14 protein-coding genes and 3 pseudogenes are annotated in these 14,898 nt (G+C 38.5%); 4 read left to right on the forward strand and 13 right to left on the reverse strand.

Annotation, left to right across the window (positions count from 1 at the left end; genetic code table 11):
• Together K0A91_RS10165 and K0A91_RS10170 are read right to left on the reverse strand one after the other, a co-directional pair.
• Positions 1 to 460, reverse strand: a pseudogene (locus K0A91_RS10165) (FMN-binding glutamate synthase family protein); the annotation flags it as partial.
• Between the two features lie 3 nt (positions 461 to 463).
• Complete coding sequence (locus K0A91_RS10170; RefSeq protein WP_295010080.1) at positions 464 to 904, reverse strand: DoxX family protein; 441 nt, start codon at positions 902 to 904, stop codon at positions 464 to 466.
• Positions 905 to 1,059: 155 nt separating this feature from the next.
• Between K0A91_RS10170 and K0A91_RS10175 the strand changes: the two are divergent.
• From K0A91_RS10175 to K0A91_RS10185, 3 genes and pseudogenes are all read left to right on the forward strand, one after another.
• Positions 1,060 to 1,209: pseudogene (locus tag K0A91_RS10175) on the forward strand (YgaP-like transmembrane domain); the annotation flags it as partial.
• A gap of 291 nt (positions 1,210 to 1,500) precedes the next feature.
• Positions 1,501 to 2,133, forward strand: a pseudogene (locus K0A91_RS10180) (HD domain-containing phosphohydrolase); the annotation flags it as partial.
• 28 nt (positions 2,134 to 2,161) lie between these two features.
• The gene (locus K0A91_RS10185) at positions 2,162 to 3,031 is read left to right on the forward strand and encodes an MBL fold metallo-hydrolase (RefSeq protein ID WP_295010081.1); all 870 of its coding nucleotides are present in this window, start codon (positions 2,162 to 2,164) and stop codon (positions 3,029 to 3,031) included.
• 28 nt (positions 3,032 to 3,059) lie between these two features.
• Here K0A91_RS10185 and K0A91_RS10190 read toward each other — a convergent pair whose 3' ends face one another.
• From K0A91_RS10190 to K0A91_RS10235, 10 genes are all read right to left on the reverse strand, one after another.
• Positions 3,060 to 3,335 carry a hypothetical protein gene (locus tag K0A91_RS10190; RefSeq protein WP_295010082.1) on the reverse strand — a complete coding sequence of 92 codons (276 nt, stop codon included), beginning with the start codon at positions 3,333 to 3,335 and terminating at the stop codon, positions 3,060 to 3,062.
• An 88-nt stretch (positions 3,336 to 3,423) separates the two neighbouring features.
• A complete protein-coding gene (locus K0A91_RS10195; protein WP_295010083.1) occupies positions 3,424 to 4,029 on the reverse strand; it encodes a Crp/Fnr family transcriptional regulator in 606 nt (201 codons plus the stop codon).
• Between the two features lie 10 nt (positions 4,030 to 4,039).
• Positions 4,040 to 5,470, reverse strand: coding sequence for a membrane-bound lytic murein transglycosylase MltF (mltF, locus tag K0A91_RS10200; RefSeq protein WP_295010084.1), 1,431 nt, complete (start codon positions 5,468 to 5,470; stop codon positions 4,040 to 4,042).
• A 24-nt stretch (positions 5,471 to 5,494) separates the two neighbouring features.
• Positions 5,495 to 6,769: an ArsS family sensor histidine kinase gene (locus K0A91_RS10205; RefSeq protein WP_295010085.1), complete on the reverse strand. Its 1,275-nt coding sequence runs from the start codon at positions 6,767 to 6,769 to the stop codon at positions 5,495 to 5,497.
• A 27-nt stretch (positions 6,770 to 6,796) separates the two neighbouring features.
• Positions 6,797 to 7,459: a response regulator transcription factor gene (locus K0A91_RS10210; protein WP_295010086.1), complete on the reverse strand. Its 663-nt coding sequence runs from the start codon at positions 7,457 to 7,459 to the stop codon at positions 6,797 to 6,799.
• A gap of 63 nt (positions 7,460 to 7,522) precedes the next feature.
• Positions 7,523 to 8,038 (reverse strand): ferritin-like domain-containing protein, encoded by a 516-nt coding sequence (locus tag K0A91_RS10215; RefSeq protein WP_295010087.1) that lies wholly within the window; start codon positions 8,036 to 8,038, stop codon positions 7,523 to 7,525.
• Positions 8,039 to 8,102: 64 nt separating this feature from the next.
• Positions 8,103 to 10,241: a ferrous iron transport protein B gene (gene feoB, locus K0A91_RS10220; RefSeq protein WP_295010088.1), complete on the reverse strand. Its 2,139-nt coding sequence runs from the start codon at positions 10,239 to 10,241 to the stop codon at positions 8,103 to 8,105.
• Positions 10,238 to 10,492, reverse strand: a complete 255-nt coding sequence (locus tag K0A91_RS10225; protein WP_295010089.1) for a FeoA family protein — start codon at positions 10,490 to 10,492, stop codon at positions 10,238 to 10,240. Before K0A91_RS10225 ends, feoB begins: the two co-directional genes overlap by 4 nt.
• Positions 10,493 to 10,550: 58 nt before the next feature.
• Entirely contained in the window at positions 10,551 to 11,759 is a 1,209-nt protein-coding gene (locus K0A91_RS10230; protein WP_295010090.1) for an OprD family outer membrane porin, read from the reverse strand.
• A 22-nt stretch (positions 11,760 to 11,781) separates the two neighbouring features.
• Positions 11,782 to 13,413 carry a methyl-accepting chemotaxis protein gene (locus K0A91_RS10235; protein ID WP_295010091.1) on the reverse strand — a complete coding sequence of 544 codons (1,632 nt, stop codon included), beginning with the start codon at positions 13,411 to 13,413 and terminating at the stop codon, positions 11,782 to 11,784.
• 149 nt (positions 13,414 to 13,562) lie between these two features.
• Between K0A91_RS10235 and K0A91_RS10240 the strand changes: the two genes are divergently transcribed.
• Positions 13,563 to 14,120 (forward strand): CDP-alcohol phosphatidyltransferase family protein, encoded by a 558-nt coding sequence (locus K0A91_RS10240; protein WP_295010092.1) that lies wholly within the window; start codon positions 13,563 to 13,565, stop codon positions 14,118 to 14,120.
• Between the two features lie 4 nt (positions 14,121 to 14,124).
• Here K0A91_RS10240 and K0A91_RS10245 read toward each other — a convergent pair whose 3' ends face one another.
• Positions 14,125 to 14,748, reverse strand: a complete 624-nt coding sequence (locus tag K0A91_RS10245; protein ID WP_295010093.1) for a ferredoxin-thioredoxin reductase catalytic domain-containing protein — start codon at positions 14,746 to 14,748, stop codon at positions 14,125 to 14,127.
• Between the last annotated feature and the right edge of the window lie 150 nt (positions 14,749 to 14,898).

Here is a 14,898-nt window from a genome sequence, read left to right on the forward strand (position 1 = left end):
CGCTTCTGCCCAAAACTGAGCGAGCTTTAAAAGGGTGCTTTGAATCTTGCCCAAAAGTAACCCCAAACTCCTCGCTCACATCCTCCGTATTTAGCACACAGTTTGCATTTTTAATAGAGAGCCGTGCGGATTTTTGCGGTTGTCCCGGAGAAAAAGAGGCATACGCGGCTTTTCTCTCTGCTGAGTCATAAACCCATTTTACTTTGTCAAAGGATTCGTAAAACTTCTCATCCCCGAAATATTGCCTCATCGGATCGCGCAGGAGATAAAAAAGATACCGCATACGCCCTATAAGAGGGTAGTTGATAAGTAGCTGATCCTCTCTTTGGATAAATCTGTCATAGACAAACAAAACAAGGGATATAAGAGCAAAAACAATCAATGAAGCCTGAAGCAAAAAGAGAAGAAGCGGAAAATTATATTGAATTACCGCATCTTTAAAATCTAAAAGTGCTTCCATGTTTTAGCTCTTCTCACCGAAAAAAAGTCTGTCAAGGCTAAATTTGCCTGCTCCATGCGATACAAAGATAAGTAAAAACAACATGTAGTAAAGTGGTATTTCATAGCCGTTATCACCTGCAGAAAAACCGTTTGGAAGATGCACCGTCACGATAGCGACTATCATGACGACAATAAGCGGCAGTGAAATAAACCGTGTCAAAAGCCCTAAAGTAAGCAGTATTACGCCGACTATCTCGGTACTTGCCGCCATATAAGCATTGAGCGTTGGAAACGGTATGCCCAAGGACGCAAACCAATCGGAAACAGAGGCTATATCACCCCACTTCATCATAGCAGGCTCATAAAACCCGTAAGCAACCGCCAAACGCGCTAGCAACAAAGCAAATGATTTCAAATACTCACTCAATCTCGAAAACTCAATATATATCTGTTTGCACTTCATAGTACACTCCTTAATCAATTTGAAATTGACATATCATAACAGATATTTATAACTCTGTATGTAAGCTTGATTACATTTGTCTCATATAAAAAATGATATACTTTTTTCATTCTAAATAAGGGGAGTGTCACATGTCTAAAAAACCGAGTTGCAATATGAGCCACAAAGAGTCCAATATTCGTTTTACGATTGCATCTTTAATCCTGTTTTTTTCAATTTATGAATCTTCTTATGCCTTGGCAGTTATGTCCCTAGTAATATTTTATACCGCACTAAAGAGATTTTGTTTTATTTATGCACTTTTCAATCTCAATCAAAAATATAGTCTAAAAAATTACTATCTCTCTCTTCTTCCAAAGCATAGAAACTCTCCTGTTTTCATTTTTAACGAAAAAGGCGCGATTCTTTTTCGCAATGAAGCATCACATAAAGATCTTCTAGAAATCACCTCTCTTGAGTCTTTAAGTATCAAAAATCCAAAAGAGGTAGCTGTAAAAAACACGCAAGATATCATATTTTTTGAAAACAAAAGCACCTCATACCAAGTTGAAATAAAAGTGATTCAAGAAGAGCGACTTATCTTAGCTTACTTTACGGATGTCACAGAGCTCATAACCCTCAACAAAGAGATTGAAGAGACTCAAAAAGATATTATTTATGCTATGGGAGAGATAGGCGAAACGCGTTCAAAAGAGACAGGAAATCATGTAAAGCGAGTAGCACTCTACTCCTACAAGCTTGCTGTTTTGTACGGTTTGAGCCAAGAGGATGCAACTCTTCTGCAGATGGCAAGTCCCATGCACGATATTGGCAAAATCGCTATTCCTGATGCAATCTTAAATGCTCCGCGCAAACTCACATCTGAAGAGTTTGAAGTGATGAAAAGACATGCAGCTTTAGGATATGATATGCTTAAACACTCCAATAAGCCGATCCTAAAAGCTGCCGCTATCGTTGCAGGGGAGCATCATGAAAAATGGGATGGAAGCGGATATCCAAATGCAAAAGCTGGAGAAGAAATTCATATTTTTGGTCGTATCACTGCTGTAGCAGATGTTTTTGATGCGCTTTCAAGCGATAGGGTCTATAAAAAAGCATGGGAGGTGAAAGATATTTTAAATCTTTTTGAGAGCGAGAAAGGTAAACATTTTGAACCAAAACTTGTTACACTTCTTATGGAAAATCTGGAACACTTTCTTGAAATAAAGGAACAGTTTAAGGATATGTAATCCATAAATTTTAAATCGGAGTACAACTATGAAATTTTTTTTAATTTTTTGTCTAACCTTAACACTCATTCATGGAAAAAATATAAGATTTGAGATACTCGGTTCAGGAGGCCCTGAGATAGATGGGCGTGCCAGCACCTCTTATCTGTTATGGATTGATGACAGAGCGAAACTACTCATTGATCTCGGAAGTGGTTCCATGCTGCGCTTTGAACAAAGCGGTGCGACCGTAGAAGATCTTGATGCTGTTGTCCTTACGCATATGCACATCGATCACAGTGCAGATCTTCCCTCTTTTATGAAAGCAGGATTTTTTACAAATCGAGAAAACTCTTTGGATATTATTGGACCTTACGGCAATAACTATTTTCCATCCATTAGAGAATTTGTGGAGATTCTATTCGGTAAAAAAGGAGCGTATCGGTACATGCAAGACATCCTCACATCGCAGAGTGATTCTTTTGAACTCATACCCATTGAAATACCTAAAGGAGAGAGAGAAACATTAGGATACAAAGATTTTACACTTAATTTTATTACGGTTCATCATGGCATAGTCCCTTCACTTGCTTTGCGTATAGATGTAGGTTCAAAATCTATTGTTATTAGCGGGGACACAAATGATGAGCAAAACACCCTAGAAAGATTCGCATACAAAGCAGATCTCTTTGTAGCACATCATGCTATACCTCAAGAAACAAATGATTTTGCAAAAGAGTTGCATATGACGCCATCTACAATTGCAAAGATTGCCGTAAAAGCTCAAGTGAAACAAATTATATTGACGCACAGAATGAAAAGAACGAAAATGCATGAGGAAGAGACTCTCAAACTAATTCATAAGGATTTTTCAGGGGATGTGATTTTTGCCGAAGATAGAATGAAGATAGATTTTTAAGCAGAGAAACTCTGCTTAAGAGGCACTACTAGTTAGCGCCGCATTTTCCTTTGCCACACTTGCCTGCCTGAGGCGCTTCTTTTTTTGCATCACCGCATTTGCCGTCTTTTTTCATCTCTTTTTTTGCATCACCGCATTTGCCGTCTTTTTTCATCTCTTTTTTTGCATCACCGCATTTGCCGTTTTGCATCATCTCTTTTTTTGCATCACCGCACTTCATCCCTTCAGCACTTAGTGACGTAGCACCAACGCTTAAAACCATTGCAGCTGCTGCAACTAACGATAAAAAATTAAACCTTTTCATATACTCTCCTTTTGTTTTGTAAAATCAAAAATATTGTATCATAACTATAATAACTTTTTATGTGACAACGATTACATAAGATTGCATATTACAAAATCTCTATCTTTTTTCTTGATAACTTAACGATTTGATTTTTTTCAAATGTTTTCAAAATCTTGCTTACAACCTCGCGTGATGTTCCAAGAATTGTTCCTATCTCTTCATGTGATATATGCAGTGTTTTTTTATCATGCCCTTGCAACCAGTGAAGAAGCCGCGTATCTAAACTTAAAAAGCGTATATCTTCAATCATAGTTGCCATAAATTCAATACGTCTTATATATTGATCAAAAACATAGCCCTGAAAACCTTTATCTTCGACAAAAAGACGTGCTGCAAGTGCGGCAGGAACATCAAATCCTTCTAAATCCGTCTCCGCTATTGCAGTACCTACGGCAGGAGCGGAATTAAACGCTGCCGTAAAATTGACATTGCACTGCTCGCCCTGTTCAAAATAGTACAAAAGCACGCTTTGTCCATTTTCATGCTGTCTAATAACACGAACGCGACCTTTGGTTAAAAACAAAATATCCTCGCAGATATCACCTTGAGAATATAGCTGCATGCCGGCAGGAATTTTCATAAAAGTCGCTACCTCTAGCAACTCTTCTTTGCTCTTTTGCTCAAGCTTATCAAAAAAATCAAATGATTTCATACTATTATACTCATATTTCGTCGTTCTCCTCTTTGCTTAAAAGTGGCTCGTAGCTGTTTTTTTGCAAAATGTCTCTGTAATCATATATTGCATCAACATATTTAACGGCTTCGCTTCCTCTTGCATATCCATGTTTTAGAGTTTTATAGTACTTTTTTTGGGAAAGAAGTGGCAGAACCCTCTTTAAATCAGGCCAACTGTTTTTATTTAGCCCTATCTGCTGTGCCAATTTTTGGGCATCAAAAACGTGTCCCAAACCGATATTATAAGCAGCAAGAGCAAATTTCAGGCGGTCTTCTCCGGCTACTTCAGAGGGAACACTCTTTATCATCAAGCTTAAGTGTTTCGTCCCGCCAAATATACTCTGCTTTGGATCAATCCTGTTTTCAATTCCATGGAGTTCAGCCGTTGGTTGCGTCAACATCATCAATCCTCTAACGCCCGTATAGCTTCTTGCGTTTGGATTCCAGTGAGACTCCTGATAAGAGAGTGCTGCCAAAACTGAGTATGGTATCTGATATTTTAAAGAGGCCTCTTTGAAGTACTTATCATACTTTGGCAACCTTGTTTTTATACGTTGATGAAACATAATAGTGTCATAATAGTCAAAGAGATGTACATAGCTGTAGTAGTGGTCCTTTAGCCGCGCCATCTCTCCGCTTTGATTAAAAGAGTTTAGCCAAGAGTACATGTCATCTTTTAACAACTTGGAATTAGGCGCCAAAACCCATGCCTGCTGTACTCTGTTGCTTATGTCAAATGCAAGAGCTATGTTTTGATAGTAGCGCTGATTTAGAGCATAAATATTTGAGTCTACGATTGTGCAATCTATCTCGTTGGTATCTACCTGTGCAATCAACTCTTCCGTTGAAAATTCAGATGTGTGTGTGGCGTTTATGTCAAAGCCCTCGGATTTTAACTGCTCTATAGTTTCACTATAGCCTGTATCTTCGCCTACAACTATTTTTAAGCCAAAGAGGTCATCAACGTTGCTTGGAAACCTTCCGTTTGAGAGCATACCTTTATTGCAGATAACCTGTTCTTGCGCTTCAAAATATGAGGGTCCGAAGTTAAACGACTTCTCTCTCTCTTTTGTTTCAGAGAGCGCGGCAGAGGTAATATGGATATTCGGATTTTTGCTGAGTTCAATTGCCTCTTTTGTAGTGTTTGCCGTAGTAATACTTAATTTTACGCCTAAATGGTTTGCATATGCTTCTAGAAGATCATGCTCAAAACCTTTTGGTCCGTCTGAGCCGATGTAGTATGTTGAGGGTGAGTTCAGCAGTACGACATTTAAAACGCCGCCTTTTTTTATCTTTTTAAGAGTTGACTCTTTCAGTGTCTTTTTTGCGTCATCATATAGCAAATGTGTAATCCAGCCGAATGTGAAGAAAAATATTGCAAAAAGCGCAACAAATCCTCTTATCATATATTTTTTCATATCAGTAGTTTTCACCCAAAAATCTTACGCAAATATAAAGCGATTAACGCCGTTTTCATACTCATGCGCCAAGACTTGATTGTGCACTTTTAGAATAGAGTCAACAAGATAAAGCCCTAGTCCAAAGCTATTTTTAGCTGGGTTGTCTTTTGTAAAAGGTTCTATATAATATTTCAGAGGATGCGATATACACGCCCCTTTACTCTCAAATGCCAATTCGCCGTTTTTTATCAAGATAGTTACATGCGAATCTGTAGAATATTTAATGCCGTTGTCTATCATATTTTTAATTGCGGTCGTATAGAGCCTGTAGTTCGCGCTTATTTTATGGCTTGCATCAACATCGATAGTTACACTGCTTCTCTCAATCATTGCCATATCGATAGCTCCGTCAATAATATCTACAAGACGGTACTCCTTAAAGTCAGTTTTATCTCCAAGGCTTGTAACCTCTTCAATAAGCGCAAACTCGTTTACAAGAGACTCTAGGCGTCCAAAAATAGAGCTAAATCGGTCCCGCTGTTTTTGAGACTCCAGCATCTGTGTTGCAATGGTCCCCTTTGCTATAGGAGTTTTTAGCTCATGCATAATATTTCGCAAGAAGAGAGTACGTGACTCTAAAATAACATTTATTTTTCTTCTTGTTGCCTCAAGCTCATTTGAAATCAAGGCTATCTCGTCGCACCCTTTAGCTTGAAAAGAGATGTTCATATCTCCATCACCATATAGCGCTATCTTCTTTCTAAGCCTGATTAACGGCTTTAATTTGCGTAAAATAAGTACAAAAGAGAGAGAGAGTATAAGAATAATTACAAGGTACGCGTAAGCCACGTTCCAATATTTATACGGTTTCAGCTCCTCATCAAGTATAAGAACGGAGGATGAAGGCGCCTGAATATAGAAGTATATTTTGTTATTAAATTCCAGCATGCTTGCCGTTAAGTCTACAACAATACTTCTTGTGTAAAAACCGTCTCCAGAAAAGAGCAGAGATGAGTTTACGTTTTGAAAATCTTTTTTCTTTAGAAGTTTTGCATTTTTTAAGATTATTGCTATATCTCTCTCATCTTTTTCAAGTACAAAATTATATACCGCCAAATTTGCCTCAAGCATAATCTGCGAATCTAGTTTTTGCTGATGCTGGCGATATATCTGTGTGATTGTTGCATGTTTTGTAAAAATATGGCTTATGTAGTGCTGTTTATTTAGCTGAAAGAACTCCCAAAAAACTACACTAACACTCACTATTGTGACTATGAGCGCAAAGAGTACGGTTATTAAAACAGCATGTTGGCGCATAGGACCAGCTCCAAAGTGAAAAGTTGTTTACTTAAGAAGTTTATAGCCGACGCCTCTGACCGATTCAATAAGAGATTTATCTCCTAGTTTATTTCTGATTCTTCCAACCATAACGTCGATACTCTTGTTTGAAGAATCCTCGTTTATTGCATTTACGTTATGAATCAAATCCTCTCTTGAGACGACAAGTCCCTGTTTTGCAATCATATAAGAGAGAATGCCAAACTCTGCATTTGTTAGGTCTATATTTCTGCTTTTGTATGTAATCGTCATCGAAGAGTTGTCACATTTGAAGTCGCTTTTCGACTCCTCTTTTTGCTGTGACTTCGCCTCATAACGCCTAAGAACTGAGTGTATTCTAGCTTCTAGCTCTCTTGGATCATAAGGTTTTGGGATGTAGTCATCAGCACCCAGTTCAAGCGCTTTTACCTTGTCTGTCACATCGCTTCTAGCAGATGAGATAATAATAGGAATATCCTGACGCTCTCTTATCGCCTCGCAAACCTCTAAACCGTCCATACCCGGTAGAGTCAAATCCAAGATAACCAAATCAAACGGCTCTAACTTCAATATACTTACAGCTTTAAAAGGGTCATCTTCTGTGATAACCTCAAACTGAAACTGCTGGAGATACTCTGTGAGTATCTCCGCCAATTCCAAATCATCTTCAATCATTAATATTTTTTTCATAAATGAATCTTAACAGATATCAACTAATAGCTAGTTAATAGCAATAAAATCTTAACAGCTTTGCTAGTTTAGAGACTTTTTCAAATCTGCTATAAACTCTGTGATATCGTCATGAAGAGCCTGTAAATCCTCTTCATGCTCAACCTCATCGGCAAGAATTTGAGAGACAATGTCATATGTGACTATATCTTTGTCCCTTGTCATATCAACAAGTTGTGAGTATATGGATATTGCACACTGCTCGCCTTTGATGGAGTCTTGCAAAATACACACTACATCAAACTCTTTAGGCTCCTCGTAACCGCAATTTGTGTTAATCAACCACTCTTTTGGACTCAACAGAGGAGTGCCGCCAAGCTGTATAATCCTATCGGCCACCATTGTCGCATGTCTGAGTTCATCTGCAGCGTGCTGAGTCAGCTCAACTATAGCAGCGTCTTTCATGATTCCCTTGACCACTTTTGCTTCTATGAAGTATTGATAATAAGCCAACCATTCGTCTGCGTACGCTCTGTTTAGCGCAGTTATTATCTCGCTTATTTCTAAGCCCTTGATGATTGAATTTCCAAATTTTGCCACGCTATACTCCTTAAAAATTATCTACATGTAGCATAGTAGCCGCTCTCTTAAAACAAAGTAATAATTAAGCTGTAAAAAACAGAGCCACCCTATAGGCAATAAATGCCAAGGAATATGCCGCTATAGATGTAAATGCCAAAAGATAAAAAAAGTATTTTATACCGCCTGCTTCACGCGTAAAGACCACAGAAGCCGCCAAACAAGGCAGATATATCATAACAACTACTATAAACGCAACCGCTGATGCAAAAGGGATATTTTTGGAAATTATCTCCTTTAACGAGGTACTCCGTTCATCTACCTCATCGCCAAGAGAGTATAAAACACCGAGAGTCGAGACCACAACCTCTTTTGCTGCAAGCCCGGTCTGAAGAGCTACGCTCATCTTCCAGTCAAATCCGAGAGGTGCAAATATCGGCTCTGAAAATTTACCGATACGACCAAGATAGCTCTGCTCCAAATTAGCCTCAGAAAATCTGTTTGCAAGCTTTTTTTTCGTCTCTTCATCAGAAACACTCTCTATCTTGAGAGCATAACTCTCTTCTAGCTCAAAATTGTGAGGATAGTTGCTTAGAAACCAGATAAGCATTGAAGCGGCTGCTATAAAAGTTCCCGCTTTTTTGAGATACATCAAAGTCTTTGTAACAACCGTGTGCCAGATGAGCTTAAACGACGGCAGTCTGTACTTTGGCATCTCCATAACAAACGGCTCGTCTATGCCTTTAAAAGCGGTAAGTTTTAAAACTTTAGCCGCAAAAAGCCCAAGCATCGCACCGCTTATATATATGGCAAACAGAACATTTCCCGCCATACTCTCCGAGAAAAATGCGCCTGCAAAAAGAACATATACGGGAAGTCTCGCTCCGCAGCTCATAAATCCTATGATAAAGAGTGTCAGCAGTCTGTCGCGGTCGTTCTTTAAAATCCTTGCCGACATGTAAGCGGGAATAGAGCATCCAAAGCCTGTTACAAGCGGAATAAACGACTGTCCGTGAAGGCCGAATTTGTGGAAAAATCCATCAAGCAAAAATGCAACTCTAGACATGTAACCTGTACTCTCCAAAAGAGCTATTCCGATAAAAAGAATGGCGATATTTGGAACAAACAAAACAACCGCGCCGACACCCGATATTACCCCATCAACAACGAGGGAACGAATATCGTCATTTTGAATTGTTGCACCAACAGTGTCACCAAACCAAGAGAAAAAGCCGTCAATCCACTCCATTGGGATAGAGCCAATTTCAAACGTAAGCTGAAAAAGCGCCCACATAAAGAAGAGAAATATCGGTATCCCGAATGTTTGGTGTATCAAAACAGAGTCTATCTTATCGGTAATACTTTTTTTCTCGCTCTCTCTATCTTGTTTTAAAACCTCAGCGACGACACCCCTGTTGAATGAAGCGTATTCCGAAGCAAAAGCCTCTTTTATATCGCTACTGTTATGGTGCAGCTCGACATGCCTTGAAGCCTCTATGAGAATAGGCTGCAACTCCGTCCAGATAGGTTCGTCATGCAGTTTTGTATATGTATTTTTATCATTTTGAAGAAGATTTATCGCTATGTTTCTGTATGAATTTTCATCTTGATATTTATGTTTAGCCAAATATTCGGATATTACGCTTATCTCCTCCTCAACGGCTTCGCTGAAGATAAGTTTATACTCAATCGTCTCATTTTTATACTCTCCAAGGATTGCCTCTATCAGCTCACCGATACCCTCTTTTGTTGCAGCTGAAACCTTTATACATGGAAATCCAAGAAGACCTGACATATACTCGTTGTCAATCTCTATCCCCTCTTTTTTTGCCTCATCACTCATATTTAGAGCTATAAGCATTTTTTTGCCGACACTCATCAGCTCGGCTGTAAGCTGGAGGTTTTTTTCCAGATTTGTAGAGTCAACAACATTTATTATCAGGTCATAATATGCATTTGAGAGGTACTCGCTTGTTACCCTCTCCTCGATTGAATAGTCGCTTAGGGCATAGGTCCCGGGCAGGTCAACAACGGTAAAATGGTACTCTTTATAATCAAAAAGAACTTCGCTCTTCTCGACTGTAACACCCGTGAAATTTCCTACATGCAGATGCGCATTTGATATTGAGTTTATAAGCATACTTTTGCCTACATTTGGCTGTCCGACAAGAGCAACTTTTATATGTTTTGCAGTTATCGGGCAGGCTTTTACATCGCTGCTCATGTCTTCACAACCTCTATTAAGCCCGCTTCTTGAGCACGTAGAGCCACTCTCATCTTGCCCACTTTTACCTCTATTGTACTTTTTGCGGGAGCGTGTTCTAATACCTCCAGTGTTGCATCTTTCATTATTCCAAAAGATATTAGCCTCTGTTTTAATTTAGTAGGCGCATTTAATTTTACAACTTTGACTATACATGACTTTTTGCAATCTATTAATGTTTTTATCTCTTTGTCGTCTCTTTTATTTGGCATATCTACTTCTTTTTATTTTTCATAATGATAATTAATATCATATTAAATATAGATTAAATTAAAAACTGTATGCAACCATAAACTCTAAACGGTTCCAGTCATTGTCTGTTTTTGCCAAACTCTCTCTATCTTCTTGCTCCACATATATAGCGCGAAAAAGCAGTTTGTCTTCGATAATGATGTACTCGGCTCCTATATTTTGTTCAACTATATGCGCTCTGTCACCAAAACTATCAGCTTCTCCCTTAAAATTACCGTAGGCGTAAGAGAGCTTTAGTTTATCTATCTCATAGCTTATAGTACCAACCAGCGCCTCTGCATCACGGTCATACGTTATCTCATCCAAAATCATGGTATCCATACTTGTAAAGAGAGTTCCGCCGCCAAAACCGCTAAAGCTTCCGCTCTCAGCTTGTTTTCTAGAGTTATTATAAGCCGCGCCAAAAGTAAAGCCATAAGCAGAAAATTCAGCTAAAGCACCATAGATATCCGCTTTCGTTGCACTGCTACTTATCTCTCTCTCATTTAAGTATTGAACGCCGGCAGATAGAGAGATATCGCTCTCTATCTCATATCCTAAAGTCAGGTCAAAATATACCGCATTTGTAAGTTTTGTTATATTGTAATACCATGCATTTGCCTGGGCAATATCATCGGCATAAGTTACTCCGCCGAACCACGTTCCATCTTCACCTGTCCTTACCCAGCCGCTATCTAAATCAGCATCATACCCCTGCCATTTTTGAAGCTTTCCGGCCATAAAGCTAAAGTTTGAGAGTTGATAGCTCGCAACATACGCTTCAAATGTATTTGCTATCATCCTAATATCATCGCTATCCGCTAATGGAGTGTCAATCATCTGACGACCTGCACGAAAATTAAAATCTCCGCCGTTGTAGTTAAGATACGCCTCTCTTAAGAGACTATGCTCGCCATCAGATGAGGATAATTCAGGATTTTGCTTAACACCCCCGTCTCCAGTTGCAAAGCCGATATCATGCGAGAGGGCAAAAGCAGCAGCAACGCTAAAAGCATTTAGCTGAGCCGATTCATACTTTAAATGACCGCCTATCGCAGTGGCATAGATATCATTCTCTCCTGCCTTTTTGAGCTCATACCCAACATACATCGACCTGACTTCACCAGATACTCTCCCCTTTTCAAACATCCCGCTTAGAGTTGAAGCCTCTTTTAGATTCTCATCGGCTATAACAAACAGAGGAAGCATCATGGCACAAACAACACTCAATTTAATAAATCTACTCATCTCCATGCTCCGCTTCTTTTATTTATATCTTAAACTGTTCCATTTTACGGTTTAGCATCTCTGCCATATTGCTCAAATGCTCTGCTGCTGCTGCTATCTCTTCTACACTTCTTGCATTTGAAGCCACAAGTTCATTGGCATTTCCTATCTCCGCAGAGATTGTGTTAACCAAATCAGATGTAACTTGGTAGTCTCCCAGACTCCGTTTGTTTCCAAGCGCCGCTTCATTCATCATTGCTAGCGTCTTGTTTATTCTAGACTCTACTGCCGATGAGATATCCGCCAAATTTTGAATATTCTCAGAATTTTTATTCATCTGTGAACTTGCTTCCATTACCGACTGCATAATTATATTTATGGTTGACTGTGTCTCTACAAGACTTTTTTGAGTTCTCTCCGCAAGTTTTCTTACCTCATCTGCAACCACGGCAAATCCTCTTCCATGTTCGCCTGCACGAGCAGCTTCTATTGCTGCGTTAAGTGCGAGCAAATTCGTTTGCTCAGCAATATCCGAGATTACACCCAAAACGCTCTTAACCTGCTCTGCTTGCGCATTTAACTGATTTATCTTCTCCGCCATTTCGACTTCTATGGCAGCGGTTTTTTGAACATCAGCGGTAAGGCGCATAATCTCTTTTGTAGCTTCAGTAAGATTTTCATTTGCAGTAGTCGTATTGTTATGGCATGAACTTGCATTTGATATGGATGATCGTATATCCTGTGTTATCTTTTTAGTTTTTTCGTTTGCGCTGTTGACGATTTGAATCACATCTTCAACTTTTTTGCCAACAAGAGCAGAGGTCGTGGATAGTTCATATGAGACAGACGCATTTTCGCCCGAAGATCTTTTAGCTTCGGCTATAAAATCTTTGATTGAATCAATAACCTTAGATAAGTTTCTTGCAATAATTGCTATATCATTATTTCCTACAAGATCTAGTTTCGTAGTAAAATCAAGTTTTGCCAATTTCTCAAGATATATATCTATTTTTTTTATGGAGTTTACAATCAGACTAATTACTATAAAACCAGAACTTATAACAACAATAAGCATAAGCGATAGCGCAACACTCTGTATGCTAAAATCAGTAATGCTACTCTTTATCTTTTTTGCCGCTTCTGCATACTTTTTCTTATGTTCACCAACCCACTCATCAAGCATGTTTGATAGTTTCTCGGCAAAAGGGTCAAGTTTTTCCATAACCTTATTTCCCTCGCTAGTCCCATTGTTTACATATGTGTTTGCCATCTCTATGGCAACTTTATAGTACTCCTGTAAGTCAACTTTAAAATTCTCAAGCTCTTTTGTCATCTCATCTTCACCATGCTCTTTATGCGCCTTAATGAGCTTGTCCAAAACAAGATTTGCATTTATAAAATATTTGCCCGCCTCCGAATAGCCGTCGTCAAACCCCTCTTCTGCCCTTGTTGCAGAGACATCCGTAAGCCACTGCTGAATCTGAATAATGTTTAGCTGTAGCTCCAAAAAATCAAAAAGATTCGGCAGCACCACCTCTGATTGCTTATTTGAGTGCTCCTCTATCATATTCATACTTTTATGGTTTACTACTGTTGTAAACAGCAAAACACCTATGACAATAACTGAGACAAAAACCAATATCTGCTTTATCTTAAAATTATTTAACAAACTCATTTCACTTCCTTTTTTCTTATAAATATTTTTTATATAAAAACTAGTTATATTTTTTTAGATGGTAGCTCTTTTAGAATTAATATTCTATTAAAGAGTGCTTTTTTAAACATTTACTTCGATATAATTCCGCAACTAAAAGAAGGCATAGAATGAAATTTTTATTTACAAACACATCTCACTTCAATCTTGCTAATATGTTTACATTTGTAAACATAACCGCAGGACTTCTGGCGACATATTTTATAACTCAAAACAACTTTTTTATAGCTATTATCTTGGCCTGGATTGGCGGAGCATTTGATATATTTGACGGCAAGATTGCAAGAAAATACAATCTCTCAAACGAATTTGGAGTTCAGCTTGACAGTTTTGCCGATTTTCTCAGCTTTGTTCTTGTTCCGGTTTTTCTAATTTTTCAAGCGGTTTATATAGTAAATTTTTCGACCATTATGCTTGCGGTCGCAGCCGCTATAAGCATCTACTATGTTATTTCGGGACTTAGAAGACTTATCCAGTTCAATATAAATGCAGATGCAGGCGAAGTGAACAAATACTTTACAGGTGTGCCTACTCCGCTTGGCGCGATTTTACTCTGGCTTGTTTATTTGGCTTCTACCTACGGGTTTTTGCCTGATTTTGGGGTTTTGCTTTTGATGGTAATTATAGGATGGAGTTTAAACTCTAAAATAAAAGTTCCCCATCCGTAAAAACTTATTTTCTAAACTCTAGCACCGCTTCAAAACGGCCGTTTTTATCAACACTATTTAGTTTTAGCCCTCGATATTGGGCTATTTTCTCTAGATTTTCAACCTCTTGTTTATGTTCTACTATAACTCTAAGCGTATCACCTTTGTAGCCATTTAGCGTTGACTTAACCTGATGCATCATGTCAGGAATGGGCAGTAAGCGACGTGGATCAAGTGGCATTCCGCGAGTATCAAGAACACCGTCTTTAAGATTTTTTGGCACTTGATATTCATCCATAAGACGTTTTGAAGATGCCTTCCAGCCAGCTTTACTCAACTCAGCAGGACCAAAAAGCGCACAATGGCAAGTCCCGTACTCGGCAATCTCATCATCAATAAATTTACAGGGACACATCATCTTTTTGTTTAACTCTTCATCGCCGGAAGGCTCAAAACAAGGACAGTAACGCTTGCTGAAAGTCGCTTCCATCTCACAAAGATTACTTTTAAGATTAGTTAGCATCATCCAGCTCGGATTAAGTGCATAATTTTTCTGCTTCGCATACTTTTCTAACCACTCTTGTTGCTTTTTAGCACTCTCTTTATATTTAAAAAAGTCTTTAAAGAAACCAATCATCATATTTATCATTCTATTCCTTCGTATAATATATCTATCAACCAAATAGTTAAAATATGGTTGTGTGTTCTTAAAGACTCATAGTTTTCACAAAAGCTAATAATAAACAGGTTTCTTTCCTTTTTGGACTACAGTACCAGCACATAAAACGTCTTGTGTTAG

The sequence above is a fragment of the Sulfurimonas sp. genome, assembly GCF_019429335.1.
Classification (GTDB): Bacteria; Campylobacterota; Campylobacteria; order Campylobacterales; family Sulfurimonadaceae; genus Sulfurimonas.